Source organism: Streptomyces sp. NPDC034670 (genome assembly GCF_055574875.1).
This window is the reverse complement of record NZ_JBVITR010000066.1, coordinates 18,389-33,822: the sequence shown is the minus strand read 5'-3', so window position 1 is coordinate 33,822 and position 15,434 is coordinate 18,389. Positions and strand designations below refer to the sequence as shown.

The 15,434-nt window shown below is 72.7% G+C and carries 17 protein-coding genes and 1 pseudogene; 17 read left to right on the top strand and 1 reads right to left on the bottom strand.

Features of this window, described 5'->3' with window-relative positions; genetic code table 11:
* Positions 1–152 precede the first annotated feature (152 nt).
* From rimM to ACZ56B_RS29695, 14 genes and pseudogenes are all read left to right on the top strand, one after another.
* Complete coding sequence (gene rimM, locus ACZ56B_RS29760; protein WP_468797217.1) at positions 153–719, top strand: ribosome maturation factor RimM; 567 nt, start codon at positions 153–155, stop codon at positions 717–719.
* Positions 720–1,553 (top strand): tRNA (guanosine(37)-N1)-methyltransferase TrmD, encoded by an 834-nt coding sequence (trmD, locus tag ACZ56B_RS29755; protein WP_468797214.1) that lies wholly within the window; start codon positions 720–722, stop codon positions 1,551–1,553.
* A gap of 132 nt (positions 1,554–1,685) precedes the next feature.
* Positions 1,686–2,036, top strand: coding sequence for a 50S ribosomal protein L19 (rplS, locus tag ACZ56B_RS29750; RefSeq protein WP_468797211.1), 351 nt, complete (start codon positions 1,686–1,688; stop codon positions 2,034–2,036).
* Positions 2,037–2,081: 45 nt separating this feature from the next.
* Positions 2,082–2,822: a signal peptidase I gene (gene lepB, locus ACZ56B_RS29745; protein WP_468797208.1), complete on the top strand. Its 741-nt coding sequence runs from the start codon at positions 2,082–2,084 to the stop codon at positions 2,820–2,822.
* Positions 2,815–3,903 (top strand): annotated as a pseudogene (gene lepB, locus ACZ56B_RS29740) (signal peptidase I); the annotation flags it as partial. The gene lepB (ACZ56B_RS29745) and the pseudogene lepB (ACZ56B_RS29740), both read left to right, overlap by 8 nt.
* Positions 3,794–4,774 (top strand): signal peptidase I, encoded by a 981-nt coding sequence (gene lepB, locus ACZ56B_RS29735; RefSeq protein WP_468797206.1) that lies wholly within the window; start codon positions 3,794–3,796, stop codon positions 4,772–4,774. The pseudogene lepB (ACZ56B_RS29740) and the gene lepB (ACZ56B_RS29735), both read left to right, overlap by 110 nt.
* A 67-nt stretch (positions 4,775–4,841) precedes the next feature.
* Positions 4,842–5,603, top strand: a complete 762-nt coding sequence (gene lepB / locus ACZ56B_RS29730; RefSeq protein ID WP_468797203.1) for a signal peptidase I — start codon at positions 4,842–4,844, stop codon at positions 5,601–5,603.
* Positions 5,593–6,117: an NUDIX hydrolase gene (locus ACZ56B_RS29725; protein WP_468797200.1), complete on the top strand. Its 525-nt coding sequence runs from the start codon at positions 5,593–5,595 to the stop codon at positions 6,115–6,117. The genes lepB (ACZ56B_RS29730) and ACZ56B_RS29725 overlap by 11 nt, the downstream gene beginning before the upstream one ends.
* 55 nt (positions 6,118–6,172) lie before the next feature.
* Positions 6,173–6,481 carry a DUF2469 domain-containing protein gene (locus tag ACZ56B_RS29720; RefSeq protein ID WP_003993268.1) on the top strand — a complete coding sequence of 103 codons (309 nt, stop codon included), beginning with the start codon at positions 6,173–6,175 and terminating at the stop codon, positions 6,479–6,481.
* A gap of 58 nt (positions 6,482–6,539) precedes the next feature.
* Positions 6,540–6,941 (top strand): YraN family protein, encoded by a 402-nt coding sequence (locus ACZ56B_RS29715; RefSeq protein ID WP_468797196.1) that lies wholly within the window; start codon positions 6,540–6,542, stop codon positions 6,939–6,941.
* A gap of 1 nt (position 6,942) precedes the next feature.
* Positions 6,943–8,568: a YifB family Mg chelatase-like AAA ATPase gene (locus ACZ56B_RS29710; RefSeq protein ID WP_468797193.1), complete on the top strand. Its 1,626-nt coding sequence runs from the start codon at positions 6,943–6,945 to the stop codon at positions 8,566–8,568.
* Positions 8,565–9,722 (top strand): DNA-processing protein DprA, encoded by a 1,158-nt coding sequence (gene dprA, locus ACZ56B_RS29705; protein ID WP_468797190.1) that lies wholly within the window; start codon positions 8,565–8,567, stop codon positions 9,720–9,722. Before ACZ56B_RS29710 ends, dprA begins: the two co-directional genes overlap by 4 nt.
* A 272-nt stretch (positions 9,723–9,994) precedes the next feature.
* Entirely contained in the window at positions 9,995–10,837 is an 843-nt protein-coding gene (whiG, locus tag ACZ56B_RS29700) for an RNA polymerase sigma factor WhiG (protein ID WP_468797187.1), read from the top strand.
* Positions 10,838–10,955: 118 nt separating this feature from the next.
* Positions 10,956–11,513: a TetR/AcrR family transcriptional regulator gene (locus tag ACZ56B_RS29695; RefSeq protein ID WP_468797223.1), complete on the top strand. Its 558-nt coding sequence runs from the start codon at positions 10,956–10,958 to the stop codon at positions 11,511–11,513.
* Between the two features lie 142 nt (positions 11,514–11,655).
* Here the strand turns inward: ACZ56B_RS29695 and ACZ56B_RS29690 are convergent, their stop codons facing one another.
* Positions 11,656–12,240, bottom strand: a complete 585-nt coding sequence (locus ACZ56B_RS29690; protein WP_468797184.1) for a murein hydrolase activator EnvC family protein — start codon at positions 12,238–12,240, stop codon at positions 11,656–11,658.
* Between the two features lie 328 nt (positions 12,241–12,568).
* Here ACZ56B_RS29690 and rpsB point away from each other — a divergent pair, with 328 nt between their 5' ends.
* The 3 genes from rpsB (at position 12,569) to pyrH (ending at position 15,409) form a co-directional block, all read left to right on the top strand.
* Positions 12,569–13,435 carry a 30S ribosomal protein S2 gene (gene rpsB, locus ACZ56B_RS29685; protein WP_468797181.1) on the top strand — a complete coding sequence of 289 codons (867 nt, stop codon included), beginning with the start codon at positions 12,569–12,571 and terminating at the stop codon, positions 13,433–13,435.
* A gap of 187 nt (positions 13,436–13,622) precedes the next feature.
* On the top strand, positions 13,623–14,459 hold the full coding sequence (gene tsf / locus ACZ56B_RS29680; protein ID WP_468797178.1) for a translation elongation factor Ts: 837 nt from the start codon (positions 13,623–13,625) through the stop codon (positions 14,457–14,459).
* Between the two features lie 191 nt (positions 14,460–14,650).
* A complete protein-coding gene (gene pyrH, locus ACZ56B_RS29675) occupies positions 14,651–15,409 on the top strand; it encodes a UMP kinase (protein WP_468797175.1) in 759 nt (252 codons plus the stop codon).
* Positions 15,410–15,434 lie beyond the last annotated feature (25 nt).

Genomic DNA, 15,434 nt, shown 5'->3' with positions numbered 1-15,434 from the left:
TCCCCCCCCCCCCCCCCCCCCCCCCCCCCCCCCCCCCCCCCCCCCCCCCCCCCCCCCCCCCACCCCCGCCCCCCCCCCCCCCCCCCCCCCCGGCCCGTGGTCGTGCGGGGCGGCCGCAGAGGCCAGTCGTAGATTCAGGAGAACCAAGCACCGTGCAGCTGGTAGTCGCTCGCATCGGCCGCGCCCACGGCATCAAGGGCGAGGTCACCGTCGAGGTCCGCACCGACGAGCCCGAACGGCGGCTCGCCCCCGGCGCGGTCCTGGCCACCGAACCGGCCTCGGCCGGCCCGCTGACCATCGAGACGGGCCGCGTCCACAGCGGCCGCCTCCTGCTGCGCTTCGAGGGCGTACGCGACCGCAACGCCGCCGAGGCGCTGCGCAACACCCTCCTGATCGCCGAGGTCGACCCGGAGGAACGGCCCGAGGACGAGGACGAGTACTACGACCACCAGCTGATCGACCTCGACGTCGTCACCGAGGACGGCGAGCAGGTCGGCCGGATCACCGAGATCTCCCACCTGCCCACCCAGGACCTCTTCGTGGTCGAACGTCCCGACGGCAGCGAGGTGTTCGTGCCGTTCGTCGAGGAGATCGTCACCGGGATCGACCTGAAGGAGCAGCGCGCGGTCATCGCCCCGCCGCCCGGCCTGATCGACGACCGGGCCGTCCGCGACGAAGACGCCGAGGAGCACGGCGCGCCCTCCCGGGACGAGGCCTAGATGCGTCTCGACGTCGTCACGATCTTCCCCGAGTACCTCGAACCGCTGAACGTCTCCCTCGTCGGCAAGGCACGCGCGCGCGGGCGGTTGAGCGTCCACGTGCACGACCTGCGCTCCTGGACCCACGACCGGCACCACACCGTCGACGACACCCCGTACGGCGGCGGTCCCGGCATGGTGATGAAGACCGAACCGTGGGGGGAGGCCCTCGACTCGGTCCTGGCGGACGGGTACGAGACCGGCTCCCGCGAGCCGGCCTTGATCGTCCCCACCCCCAGCGGCCGCCCCTTCACCCAGGAACTCGCCGTCCGCCTCTCCGAGCGCCCCTGGCTGATCTTCACCCCGGCCCGCTACGAGGGCATCGACCGGCGCGTCGTCGACGAGTACGCGACCCGGATGCCCGTGTACGAGGTGTCCATCGGCGACTACGTGCTGGCCGGCGGCGAGGCGGCCGTCCTCGTCGTCACCGAGGCCGTGGCGCGGCTGCTCCCCGGCGTCCTGGGCAACGCCGAGTCGCACCGGGACGACTCCTTCGCGCCCGGCGCCATGGCCAGCCTCCTGGAGGGCCCCGTCTACACCAAGCCGCCCGTCTGGCGGGACCGGGAGATCCCCGAGGTGCTGCTCAGCGGCCACCACGGGAAGATCGCCCGCTGGCGGCGCGACGAGGCGCTGCGGCGCACCACGGCGCACCGGCCCGACCTCATCGAGCGCTGCGCCCCCGAGGCCTTCGACAAGAAGGACCGCGAGATGCTGTCCGTTCTGGGCTGGGAGCCGGACCCGGAGGGGAAGCCGTACGGTCGATTTTGGCGCAGGACCGACGGCGTGGAAGAATAGGCCGCTGTTGTGCGCCGTCCGGCGTGCGCCCCTGCCGCAGGGGGACACGACGCCCGCCCCGCACCGCACATCCCCGAACCGACCTCCAGTTGCCGTTGATGACCTGCGGCATCAGCGAAGAAAGCAGACGAAATGTCTCACCTGCTCGACTCCGTCGACTCCGCGTCGCTGCGCAGCGACGTCCCGAACTTCCGCCCCGGTGACACCGTCAACGTCCACGTGCGCGTCATCGAGGGCAACCGCTCCCGTGTGCAGCAGTTCAAGGGCGTGGTGATCCGCCGCCAGGGCGCCGGCGTGCGCGAGACCTTCACGGTCCGCAAGGTCTCCTTCTCCGTCGGCGTCGAGCGCACCTTCCCGGTGCACACCCCGATCGTGGAGAAGATCGAGCTCGTCACCAAGGGTGACGTCCGTCGCGCCAAGCTGTACTACCTGCGCGACCTGCGCGGCAAGGCGGCGAAGATCAAGGAGAAGCGCGAGAGCTGAGCGTTTTACCGGAGTCGTACCGCGGCCGGATAGCATCTGGCCCCGATGGACACCGAAGCACAGCCGACGGAGCGCGACCGCTCCTCCCGCCCGACCGCATCCGAGGAGAACTCGGGGGCGCCGGGCCCGGAGGGGCGGTCGCGTTCCGCGTTGGGGCCACGCCTGAGGCGGTGGTTCCCCGGCGGGCGGGTCACGCTGACCCTGCTGCTCTGCCTGCTGTTCCTGCCGGCACTCAACACGTTCGTGGCGCGGCCCTTCCAGATCCCCAGCGGTTCCATGGAACCCGGATTGAGGGTCGGCGACCGCGTTCTCGTGAACAAGGTGGCCTACCGCTTCGGCGCCGAGCCGCTCCGCGGTGACGTGGTGGTGTTCGACGGCACCGGGTACTTCGGCGAGGCCGACTACATCAAGCGGGTCGTCGGGGTGGGGGGAGACCGGGTGGTCTGCTGCGACGAGGAGGGGAGGATCCGGGTGAACGGCCGGTCGGTCGACGAGTCGGGCTTCCTGTTCCCCGGCGACAGTCCCTCCACGGTGCCCTTCGACGTCGTGGTGCCCGACGGGCGCCTGTTCGTCCTGGGCGACCACCGCGGCGACTCCCGCGACTCCCGCGACCACCTCGGATCGCCCGGCGGCGGCATGATCCCGGTCCGCGACGTGATCGGCCGCGCCGACTGGATCGTCCTGCCCCTCGACCGCGCCACCCGGCTGCACCGCTCCGACGCCTACGCGCGCGTGCCCGCCCCGGGGGCGGACGCGACGCACCCGGTGGAGGGCGTCCATGGGTAACCGAGGCCGACCCCGCGGCGTCCCGGCCGGCGCCGCGCAGAACCCGTTGCCCACCGGCTACCGCCGCGCGGCCGGCCCGGCGGCCGGCCGCACGCGCGCCGAGCGGCGCAAGCTCCAGCGCAAGGTCAAACGGCGGCGCAGGCGCAGTGCCATCAAGGAGATACCCCTCCTCATCGGTGTGGCCGTCCTGATCGCGCTGGTGCTGAAGACCTTCCTCGTCCAGGCCTTCGTGATCCCGTCCGGCTCCATGGAACAGACGATCCAGATCGGCGACCGGGTGCTCGTCGACAAGCTCACCCCGTGGTTCGGTTCCCGGCCGCAGCGCGGGGACGTCGTCGTGTTCAAGGACCCCGGCGGCTGGCTCCAGGACGAGCAGACCACCCCGAAGAAGGACGACCCCGTCGGGATCAAGCAGATCAAGGAAGGGCTCACCTTCATCGGCCTGCTGCCGTCCGACAACGAGAAGGACCTGATCAAGCGGGTCGTCGGGGTCGGCGGCGACCGCGTCCAGTGCTGCGACGCGCAGGGGCGGGTCACGGTCAACGGCGTTCCCCTGGACGAGGACTACCTGTACCCCGGCAACGCCCCGTCCGCGACGCCGTTCGACGTCACGGTCCCCGAGGGGCGGCTGTGGGTGATGGGCGACCACCGGGCCAACTCCGCCGACTCCCGCTCCCACCAGGACACCGATTACGGCGGCACCGTCTCCGAGGAGCAGGTGGTGGGCCGGGCCGTGGTCATCGCCTGGCCGCTCGGCCGCTGGAGCACGCTCGAGGAACCGAGGGCCTACGCGTCCGTGTCGGACTCGGCCTCCGGGTCGACCGCTGCCGACCGGCGGTCGCATAGGGTTGCCCCGGACGACCCGAACGGAATGGTCCAGCTCCCGAGCCCTGCGGAACTCCCGCTCGTTATGGGAGTGGTGGGCCTGCGTCTCGCACGGCGCGGGCGGCGGCAGAGAGTGAGGAGTTGGCGTGGGGGATGCGGCGGTTGGCGCACGGTCCGGACACGAGGGCGAGGAGCGGCGTGGGCGTTCCCCGAGGGCGGCGTACCAGGCCGCGGACGACCCCGTGACCCCCGGGAGTCACACCCCGGCGGGTGGCGGCGACGGGCCCGGGGACCGGCAGCCCCCCACGGCGCAAGGGGGACCGGGCGGCGACGCCCCCCGGGCGAAGAAGCCCCGCTCCTTCTGGAAGGAACTGCCGATCCTGGTCGGTATCGCGCTGGTGCTGGCGCTGCTGATCAAGACGTTCCTGGTGCAGGCGTTCTCGATCCCGTCCGACTCGATGCAGAACACCCTCCAGCAGGGTGACCGCGTCCTGGTCGACAAGCTCACCCCCTGGTTCGGTTCCGAGCCCGAGCGCGGCGAGGTCGTCGTCTTCCACGACCCCGACAACTGGCTGGCGGGCGAGCCGACGCCCTCCCAGAACGCCCTGCAGCAGTTCCTCAGCTGGATCGGCCTGATGCCGTCCGCGGAGGAGAAGGACCTGATCAAGCGGGTCGTCGGAGTCGGCGGTGACACGGTCGAGTGCAAGGGCACCGGTCCGCTGAGGGTCAACGGCAAGGCGCTGAACGAGCCGTACGTCTACCCCGGCAACACGCCCTGCAGCCAGGACGACCAGGGCGGCCAGTTCAAGGTCGAGATCCCCGAGGGGTACATCTGGGTGATGGGCGACCACCGGCAGAACTCCCGGGACTCGCGGTACAACCAGGCCGACAAGAACCGCGGCATGGTTCCCGTGGAGGAGGTCGTCGGCCGCGCCGTCGTCATCGCCTGGCCCGTCAACCGCTGGGACAACCTGCCGGTCCCGGACACCTTCGACCAGCCCGGTCTGGACGCCCGGGCGCCGGCGGGCGCGGCCCTGTCGGTCGCGCCGCAGGGACTCGCGCTCGCCGGCGCGGTGCCGCTGGTGCTGCTGCGCCGCAGGTGGCGCGGGACCGGCGACGGCCGCTGAGCGGTCGCGGGGGGAGCGGCCCGGGAAGGGCTGCCCCCCGTCCGGTACCGCCGGGTAGGGTGCGGCCATGAGTGGTCGGAGCACGACGCACACGGTCCCCCGCGGGGGCCGGGCGGGCGGCAGGACCGGGCCGTGGCTGTCCGGACTGGCCGTCGCCCTGGGTCTGGTGCTGTTCCTCGGCGGTTTCGCCTGGGGAGCGGTGGTGTACCGGCCCTACGCCGTGCCCACCACGTCGATGGCGCCCACGATCGGCGCCGGCGACCGCGTGCTGGCCCAGCGCATCGACGGCGGTGACGTCCGCCGCGGTGACGTCGTCGTCTTCCAGGACGAGACCTGGGCGGACACCCCGATCCTCAAGCGGGTGGTCGCCGTCGGCGGCGACACCGTCTCCTGCTGCCGGGACGGCAGGCTCGAGGTCAACGGCAAGGGGATCGACGAACCGTACCTCTCCGGGGACACGGCGAGCGGGTCCGACGGCTTCCCGGAGGTGACCGTGCCGAAGGGCCGGCTGTTCCTGCTCGGCGACGAGCGCTCCGGTTCGGTCGACTCCACCGCCCACCTCGCCGACGCCGCGAACGGCACCGTGCCCCGCGGGGCCGTCGAGGCCCGGGTCGACGCCGTGGTCTGGCCGACGGGCGGCATGCTGGCGGCCGCCACCGGCTTCGAGCAGCTCGGCCCCCTCTCCTCGCCCGGCCCGCTGCGGACGATCACCGCGATGGTGGTCGCCGGTGCCGTCCTCGTCCTCGGCGGGGCCGCGTACGGTCCCCTGGCCGCGTGGGCGGGCAGGTCCCGGGCCCGGTCGAAGGCGGAGGCCGCCGGTGCCCGCTGAGCCGGCCCCGGTGGCCGGGGACCTCGCCGGGGGCGGACTGCGCAGGGTCGCCCGGGTCGTCCTGCTCGACCCGCGGGACCGCATTCTGCTGCTGCACGGCCACGAGCCGGACGATCCGGCCGACGACTGGTGGTTCACGCCCGGTGGCGGCGTGGAGGGCGACGAGACGCGTGAGCAGGCCGCCCTGCGGGAACTCGCCGAGGAGACCGGCATCACCGAGGTCGAGCTCGGGCCCGTCCTGTGGAAGCGGCGGTGCTCCTTTCCCTTCGCGGGCCGCCGCTGGCACCAGGACGAGTGGTACTACCTCGCCCGCACCGACCGGACGGCCACCGCGGCCACGGCGCTGACCGAGCTGGAGCGGCGCAGCGTCGTCGGAGCACGGTGGTGGACGTGCCCGGAACTGATCCGGGCTCATGAGACGGTGTATCCGACCAGACTCGCCGAGCTGCTGCGCACGCTGCTCGACGAAGGTCCCCCGGCCGGGCCCGTGACCCTGGACACCGAAGTCGTCTAGGGGTTCCGGGACTGGAGCACAATGGGGGGATCGCACGGCTGAAGGGGAACATGCCATGAGCGCCGAGGACCTCGAGAAGTACGAGACCGAGATGGAGCTGAAGCTCTACCGGGAGTACCGCGATGTCGTCGGTCTGTTCAAATACGTGATCGAGACCGAGCGGCGTTTCTATCTGACCAACGACTACGAGATGCAGGTGCACTCGGTCCAGGGTGAGGTGTTCTTCGAGGTGTCCATGGCGGACGCCTGGGTCTGGGACATGTACCGGCCGGCCCGGTTCGTGAAGCAGGTGCGGGTCCTGACGTTCAAGGACGTGAACATCGAGGAGCTCAACAAGAGCGATCTGGAGCTCCCGAGCGGGTGACGGAGTTGTCCACAGCCGCTGAGTTTCCCACCGGGATCCACTCCGCGGGGCGGGATGCGTGACGGTTGGCGCCGGAGGTGGTGCCGACATGAACGCACAACGGGCGCGCGGCGCACTCGGACGCTACGGCGAGGCGCTGGCCGCACGGCGGCTGGCCCAGGCCGGGATGACGGTGCTGGAGCGCAACTGGCGCTGCGGCAGGACCGGCGAGATCGACATCGTGGCCAGGGACGGGGACGTCCTGGTCGTCTGCGAGGTGAAGACCCGCAGGGCAGGGCCCTTCCAGCACCCCATGGAGGCGGTCACGCGGGCCAAGGCGACCCGGTTGCGCGGCCTGGCGCAACGCTGGCTCCAGGAACACGGGGGAGCGCCGCCCGGCGGCGTCCGCATCGACCTGGTCGGCGTCCTGCTGCCGGCCCGCGGCGCACCCGTCGTCGAGCACGTCCGGGGGGTGGCCTGAGATGGGGTTCGCCCGTACGTGCTCGGTCGCGCTGGTCGGCGTCGAGGGCGTGGTCGTGGAGGTCCAGGCCGACCTGGAACCGGGAGTGGCGGCGTTCACGCTGGTGGGGCTGCCGGACAAGAGCCTGACGGAGAGCCGGGACCGGGTCCGGGCGGCCGTGGTGAACTCCGGTGGCGAGTGGCCGCAGAAGAAGCTCACCGTGGGGCTCAGCCCGGCCTCGGTGCCGAAGGGCGGCAGCGGGTTCGACCTGGCGGTCGCCTGCGCGGTGCTCGGCGCCGCCGAGCGGATCGACCCGCGGGTGCTCGCCGACATCGTCATGATCGGCGAACTGGGGCTGGACGGCAGGGTGCGGCCGGTGCGCGGCATCCTGCCGGCGGTGCTGGCCGCGGCCGACGCGGGCTACGAGCAGGTGGTGGTGCCGGAGTGCGCCGCCGCCGAGGCCTCCCTGGTGCCGGACGTGTCCGTGCTCGGCGTCCGCAGCCTGCGCCAGCTGATCGCGGTGCTCACCGACGAGCCGGTGCCGGACGAGGCCCCCGACGAGCAGGGGCGTCCCGATCCGCTCCTGGCCGGCCTGCGGCTTCCCGGTACCGGAGCGGCCGCCGGCATGCACGTCGCCGGCGCGGCGCAGCACGACCACGGCCACGACCTCGCGGACGTGGTGGGCCAGCTCTCGGCACGGACGGCGGTGGAGGTGGCCGCGGCGGGCGGACACCACCTCTTCCTCGAGGGGCCGCCCGGCGCCGGCAAGACGATGCTGGCGGAGCGGCTGCCCTCGCTCCTGCCGCCGCTGGACCGCCAGGAGTCGCTGGAGGTCACCGCGGTGCACTCGGTGGCGGGCCTGCTGCCCCCGGGCAAACCGCTGATCGACGTCGCCCCCTACTGCGCACCGCACCACTCGGCCACGATGCAGGCGCTGGTGGGCGGCGGACCCGGGGTGGCGCGGCCCGGAGCGGTGTCCCTCGCGCACCGGGGCATTCTCTTCCTGGACGAAACACCCGAATTCAGCAGTCATGCCCTCGACGCGCTGCGCCAGCCGCTGGAGGCCGGGCACGTGGTCGTCGCGCGCAGCGCGGGCGTGGTGCGCTTCCCGGCGAGGTTCCTGATGGTGCTGGCCGCCAACCCCTGCCCCTGCGGACGCTTCTCGCAGACGAGCGACCCGTGCGAGTGCCCGCCCTCGGCGGTCCGCCGCTACCAGGCCAGGCTCTCCGGGCCCCTGCTCGACCGGGTCGACCTGCGGGTCGAGGCCGACCGCGTCACCCGCGCCGAACTGACGGCGACCGGTGCCCGCGGCGAGTCCACCGCCACGGTCGCCGCCCGGGTGCGGGCGGCCCGGGAACGGGCCGCCGCGCGGCTCGCCGGCACTCCGTGGCGCACCAACAGCGACATCCCCGGCCGGGAGCTGCGCAACCGCTGGCACGCCGCCCCCGGCGCGATGGACGGCGCCGAACGCAGTCTGGAACGGGGGGCCCTCACCGCCCGGGGCCTCGACCGGGTGCTGCGGGTCGCCTGGACCGTCGCCGACCTGGCCGGCCACGACCGGCCCGACGCCGGGGACGTCGCCCTCGCGCTGCAACTGCGCACCGGCGTCCCCCGCGGCGTGCCCATGACCATCGGAGCGCCGGCATGAGCGCCGCCGGGGGCGAGGGCGAGTTCCTCGCCCGGATCCTCCTCACCCGGGTCGTCGAGCCCGGGGACGAGACCGCGGGGCGGTGGGTGCGGGAGTTCGGAGCGGAGACCGTGGTGCGGCGGCTGCGGGAGCGGGGCGGTCCGCTGCCCGGGGTGAGCGGCAAGCGGTGGGCCGGGATGCTCGCCCGGGCCGAGCGGGCCGACCCGCACCGGGACCTCGCCGCCGCCCGGGAGGCCGGCGCGCGGTTCGTCGTCCCCGGGACCGCCGAGTGGCCCCGGCAGCTCGACGACCTGGGGGACGCCCGGCCCCTCGGGCTGTGGGTGCGCGGCGGCGCCGACCTGCGGATGTGGGCACTGCGCTCGGTCTCCGTCGTCGGCGCCCGCGCCTGCACCGAGTACGGCGCCCACATGGCCGCCGTCCTCTCCGCCGGCCTCGCCGAACGCGGCTGGGTCGTGGTCTCCGGCGGCGCCTACGGAATCGACGGCGCCGCCCACCGCGGCGCGCTCGGCTCGGGCGGCGCCACCGTCGCCGTACTCGCCTGCGGGGCCGACCGGCCCTACCCGCGCGGACACACCGGGCTGATCACCAGGATCGCGGAGCAGGGGCTGGTGATCGGCGAGCTGCCGCCCGGCGAGCACCCCACGCCGAGCAGATTCGTCCTTCGGAACCGGGTGATCGCCGCGCTCACCCGGGGCACCGTGGTCGTCGAGGCCGCCCACCGCAGCGGTTCCCTGGTGACCGCCAGGGCGGCCCGGCGGCTGGGACGCCACACGATGGGGGTGCCGGGGCCGGCCACCAGCGGACTCTCCGCCGGGGTGCACGACCTCCTGCGGCAGGACGCGGTGCTGGTCGCCGATGCCGCGGACGTCGTCGAACTCGTCGGCGACATGGGGGAGCTCGCACCGGAGCGCCGGGGGCCGGTACTGCCCCGGGACCTGCTGGAACCGGCCGGCCGCGAGGTCCTCGCCGCGCTGCCGGCCCACGGGACCGCCCGGGCGGAGGACATCGCGTGCGGCGCGCAGACCACCCGGGACGACGCGATCGCGAGACTGTACGAACTGCGAGCACTTGGTTACGTCGAACGACACGGCGACGGCTGGAAGTTGACACGCCAGGCGCTGACCCCGGCCCGCGGCGGTCCGGACACGCCCTGACGGTGCGTGTTCGGCCGTCCGGGGGAACCCCGACACCCCTTGGAAAATACGCCAGTTGGGGCACCCGGGTGATCACACTGAGCAACCGCAATGCCCCGGTGGGGCGGCGCCCGGAACGAATCTGCGCACGGCCCCGCCCCACCCCTTCGCACACCGCGACGCCGCAGTCACGCTACGCTCACGAGGATTCCGGCGCGCACCGGCACTCCGGCACCGGACAGACGACTCACCCAGGCAGCACCAGTCCACGGCAGAACGGCACAAGGCGACGAATGCCCCAGCACACCTCCGGGTCCGACCGGGCGGCGATCCCCCCAGCCGCCCGCGACGGTGGCAGCGTGCGGCCGCCCGCTCCCTCGACGCTCGACGAGTTGTGGCGGTCGTACAAGGCGACGGGGGACGAGCGGCTGCGGGAACAGCTGATCCTGCACTACTCGCCGCTGGTGAAGTACGTCGCCGGCCGGGTCAGCGTGGGACTGCCGCCCAATGTCGAGCAGGCGGACTTCGTCTCCTCCGGGGTCTTCGGGCTGATCGACGCGATCGAGAAGTTCGACGTCGACCGGGAGATCAAGTTCGAGACGTACGCGATCACCCGCATCCGGGGCGCGATGATCGACGAGCTGCGGGCGCTCGACTGGATCCCGCGCTCGGTCCGGCAGAAGGCGCGGAACGTCGAACGGGCCTACGCCGCCCTGGAGGCGCGGCTCAGGCGCACGCCCTCGGAGAGCGAGGTCGCCGGCGAGCTGGGCATCGCCGTGGAGGAGCTGCACGCGGTCTTCAGCCAGCTGTCGCTCGCGAACGTCGTCGCCCTGGAGGAGCTGCTGCACGTCGGGGGCGAGGGCGGCGACCGGCTGAGCCTCATGGACACGCTGGAGGACACCGCCGCCGACAACCCGGTGGAGGTGGCCGAGGACCGGGAGCTGCGGCGGTTCCTGGTGCGGGCGATCAACACGCTGCCGGAGCGCGAGAAGACCGTGGTCACCCTGTACTACTACGAGGGCCTCACCCTCGCCGAGATCGGCAACGTGCTGGGGGTGACCGAGAGCCGGGTCAGCCAGATCCACACCAAGTCCGTGCTCCAGCTGCGGGCGAAACTGGCGGCTTTCGGACGCTGAGCCCGTTCGGCCCGGGCCCGCCGGGACCCCGCGCGACCTGCGCCCGCGCACGAGTGACTCCCGCCGCGGGGGAGGCGTCCGTAAAGTGGTCGACGTGCCAAGGATTCGAGCGGCCTCCGTGGCCGAGCACCGGTCGATGCAGCGAGCCGCCCTGCTGGACGCGGCACGTTCCCTGCTGTCCGAGGGCGGGACGGAGGCGTTGACCTTCCCGGCCCTCGCCGAGCGGACGGGCCTCGCGCGCTCGTCCGTGTACGAGTACTTCCGCTCGCGGGCGGCCGTCGTCGAGGAACTGTGCGAGGTCGACTTCCCGGTCTGGGCCGCGGAGGTCGAGGCGGCCACGGCCCTCGCCGACGGAGCCGAGGCGAAGATCGAGGCGTACGTCCGCAAGCAGCTGGAACTGGTCGGGGACCGGCGGCACCGGGCCGTGGTGGCGATCTCCGCCAGCGAACTCGACGCGGGTGCCCGCGAGAAGATCCGCGCGGCGCACGGCGGGCTCATCGCCATGATCGTCGAGGTCCTGGCCGACCTGGGCCACGACCAGCCCCGGCTCGCGGCCATGCTGCTCCAGGGCGTGGTCGACGCCGCGGTGCGCCGCATCGAACTGGGTGCGGCGGAGCACCCGGACGTGATCACGGAGGCGGCGGTCTCCATGGCGCTGAGGGGAGTGCGGGGCTGACGGACGGGCCCGGCCCGCCTCCACGGCGCCTCCCCGGCGGTGCCCGCCCGGCGGCGGGGAGCCGGCCGGGGCCGCTCCCGCGGTGGCCGTCCCCGGAACGGCGGCCGCCCGCGGGGCACCGGCCGTTCCCGGAACACCGGGGTCACCGGGGCACCGGGACCCCGAGCACGGGCAGCAGCCTCGGCGGGCCCCCGCGCAGCAGCCACGGGGGCAGCAGGGCGAGCGGATCCAGGTAGGCGTCGCCCCTCAGGAGACCCCAGTGCACGCACGGGGCCGAGCAGTGCGAGCCCGTGGGCTCCACCGTGCCGACCACCTCGCCGGCCACCACCTCGTCGCCCTCGCCCACCGACGCCCGGACGGGCTCATAGGTCGTGCGCAACGGGGGATCACCCGTGCCCGCCAGCTCCACCGAGACCACACCCCTCCCGGCGACCCGGCCCGCGAACGAGACCCGGCCCGCCGCCACCGCCCGCACCGGCGTCCCCGGCGCCGCCGCCAGGTCCACGCCCCGGTGCCCCCGCCCGTACACCGTGGCCGGCGGTTCCCAGCCGCGCAGCACCCGCGGTCGCGCTCCCACGGGCCACGCCCGCCCCACGGCGGGAGTCCCGCCGTCCCCGCCCGCCGGCGCCGCGTCCCCCGCGCCCACGCCGGTGCCCGCGCCCGGCACCGGCCGCCACGGCGCCGCCGCGGGCGGCACCGCCAGGGCCAGGACCAGGGCCAGCACCATCCGCAGGGCCCCTCGCGCACACGCCCTCGAACCTCGCCTCACTCGCATGCGGGAAGCGTTCCGGAAGGACCGTGATCATGGCCGGGACCTGTGGACCGGCCGCCGGTTGTGGACAACGGCGTCACCCGGCACCCCGCCGGTCCCGTACACTTCTGGTGGCGACCCGGGCCACCGGGTCGACTTCGCACGCCCCGACACCAGGACCGGTCATGACCGGAGCCCGGTGTCAGCGCCCCTCGGTCCTTCGTGGCAACGGCGCGTCGCGGGCGTCAGGCGCGGAGGCCGGCCGGCCTCCGCGGCACAACCGGGAAAACAAGGAGATACGGCCATGGCCGTCGTCACGATGCGGGAGCTGCTGGAGAGCGGCGTCCACTTCGGTCACCAGACCCGTCGCTGGAACCCGAAGATGAAGCGCTTCATCTTCACCGAGCGCAACGGCATCTACATCATCGACCTGCTCCAGTCGCTGTCGTACATCGACCGCGCCTACGAGTTCGTCAAGGAGACCGTCGCCCACGGCGGCACGGTCATGTTCGTCGGCACGAAGAAGCAGGCGCAGGAGGCCATCGCCGAGCAGGCCACCCGCGTCGGCATGCCCTACGTCAACCAGCGCTGGCTGGGCGGCATGCTCACCAACTTCTCGACCGTCTACAAGCGCCTGCAGCGCCTGAAGGAGCTCGAGCAGATCGACTTCGAGGACGTCGCGTCCTCCGGTCTGACCAAGAAGGAGCTCCTGGTCCTCTCCCGCGAGAAGGCCAAGCTGGAGAAGACCCTCGGCGGTATCCGCGAGATGCAGAAGGTGCCCAGCGCCGTCTGGATCGTGGACACCAAGAAGGAGCACATCGCGGTCGGCGAGGCCCGGAAGCTCAACATTCCGGTCGTCGCCATCCTCGACACCAACTGCGACCCCGACGAGGTCGACTACAAGATCCCGGGCAACGACGACGCCATCCGCTCCGTCACCCTGCTCACCCGTGTGATCGCCGACGCCGTCGCCGAGGGCCTCATCGCCCGCTCCGGTGTCGCCACCGAGGGCAAGGGCGAGAAGGCCGCGGGCGAGCCGCTGGCCGAGTGGGAGCGCGACCTGCTCGAGGGCGAGAAGAAGGCGGACTCCGAGGGCGCCGCTCCGGCCGAGGCCGAGGGCGAGAAGCCGGCCGAGGCCCCCGCCGAGGAGGCTCCGGCCGAGCAGGCCTGAGCAACCCGCAAGAGCCGATGACGGCGGGAGCGGCGGCCGGTCCCCCCTGCCCCGCGGGCAGGGGAGGCACCCTCCTCGCTCCCGCCGTTCACCCGCAGGTCGGCGGCGCGTCGGAGACCTGCCCCCGGGTGGGCCCCGATCCGCAGATCTTCGAAACTCCAGACTTTCGAGAAAGACTCACAGACTCATGGCGAACTACACCGCCGCCGACGTCAAGAAGCTCCGGGAGCTCACCGGCGCCGGCATGATGGACTGCAAGAAGGCGCTGGACGAGGCCGAGGGCAACGTCGACAAGGCCGTCGAGGCGCTCCGCATCAAGGGCCAGAAGGGCGTCGCCAAGCGCGAGGGCCGCTCCGCCGAGAACGGCGCCGTGGTCTCGGTCATCGCCGACGACAACTCCTCCGGCGTCCTGGTCGAGCTGAAGTGCGAGACGGACTTCGTCGCCAAGGGCGAGAAGTTCCAGTCCGTGGCCACCGCCATCGCCGAGCACGTCGCCAAGACCTCCCCGGCCGACCTCGAGGCCCTGCTCGCCTCCGAGATCGAGGCCGGCAAGACCGTCCAGGCGTTCGTGGACGAGGCCAACGCCAACCTGGGCGAGAAGATCGTCCTGGACCGCTTCGCGCAGTTCACCGACGGTTACGTGACGGCGTACATGCACCGCACGATGCCCGACCTGCCCCCGCAGATCGGTGTCCTCGTCGAGCTGGACAAGCCGAACGCCGAGGTCGCCAAGGGCGTCGCCCAGCACATCGCCGCCTTCGCGCCGAAGTACCTCTCCAAGGAGGACGTGCCGGCCGAGGTCATCGAGTCCGAGCGCCGCATCGCCGAGGAGACCACCCGCGCCGAGGGCAAGCCCGAGGCCGCCCTGCCGAAGATCGTCGAGGGTCGCCTCAACGGCTTCTTCAAGGACGCCACGCTGCTCGGCCAGCCCTACGCGCTGGACAACAAGAAGTCCGTCCAGAAGGTCCTGGAAGAGGCCGGTGTCACCCTGAAGCGCTTCACGCGCATCAAGGTCGGCATCTGAGTCCGTACCGCGACGGGCGCGCGACCCGGATAGGGTCGGCAGCAGTCGTACCGGTACGCCGTCACGCACGCGCGGGTGCCGGGCGACAGCAGATCTGACGAGGAGGCCATTGCCGCATGGGATGCGAACCACACCCCACCGGCAGTGGCCTCCGTCGTATGTGCAACACGTGAAAGAGGCGGGATCCGACGATGACCACCAAGGCTGAGAAGAGCGACGACGGCAAAGTAAGCGGCCGGTTTCTGCTGAAGCTGTCCGGAGAGGCCTTCTCCGGGGGCGGGGGCCTGGGCGTCGATCCCGACGTGGTGCACGCCATCGCGCGCGAGATCGCGGCCGTCGTGCGGGACGGCGCGCAGATCGCGATCGTCATCGGTGGCGGCAACTTCTTCCGCGGCGCGGAACTCCAGGTGCGCGGCATGGATCGGGCCCGCTCGGACTACATGGGCATGCTCGGCACCGTGATGAACTGCCTCGCCCTCCAGGACTTCCTGGAGAAGGAGGGGGTCGACTGCCGCGTGCAGACCGCCATCACCATGGGGCAGGTCGCCGAGCCCTACATCCCGCTGCGCGCCGTGCGCCACCTGGAGAAGGGCCGTGTGGTCATCTTCGGCGCCGGTATGGGCATGCCGTACTTCTCCACCGACACCACCGCGGCCCAGCGCGCCCTCGAGATCGACGCCGAGGCGCTGCTGATGGGGAAGAACGGCGTGGACGGGGTATACGACTCCGACCCGAAGAGCAACCCCGACGCGGTGAAGTTCGACCACCTCGGCTACGGCGAGGTCATCACCCGGGACCTGAAGGTCGCCGACGCCACGGCGATCACGCTGTGCCGCGACAACAGGCTCCCCATCGTCGTCTTCGAGCTTCTGACGGAGGGCAATATCGCGCGCGCCGTCAAGGGTGAGAAGATCGGCACGCTCGTGGGTGACCAAGTCAGCCAGGGCTGATGACCCGGGCCGGGGGATGGACAAT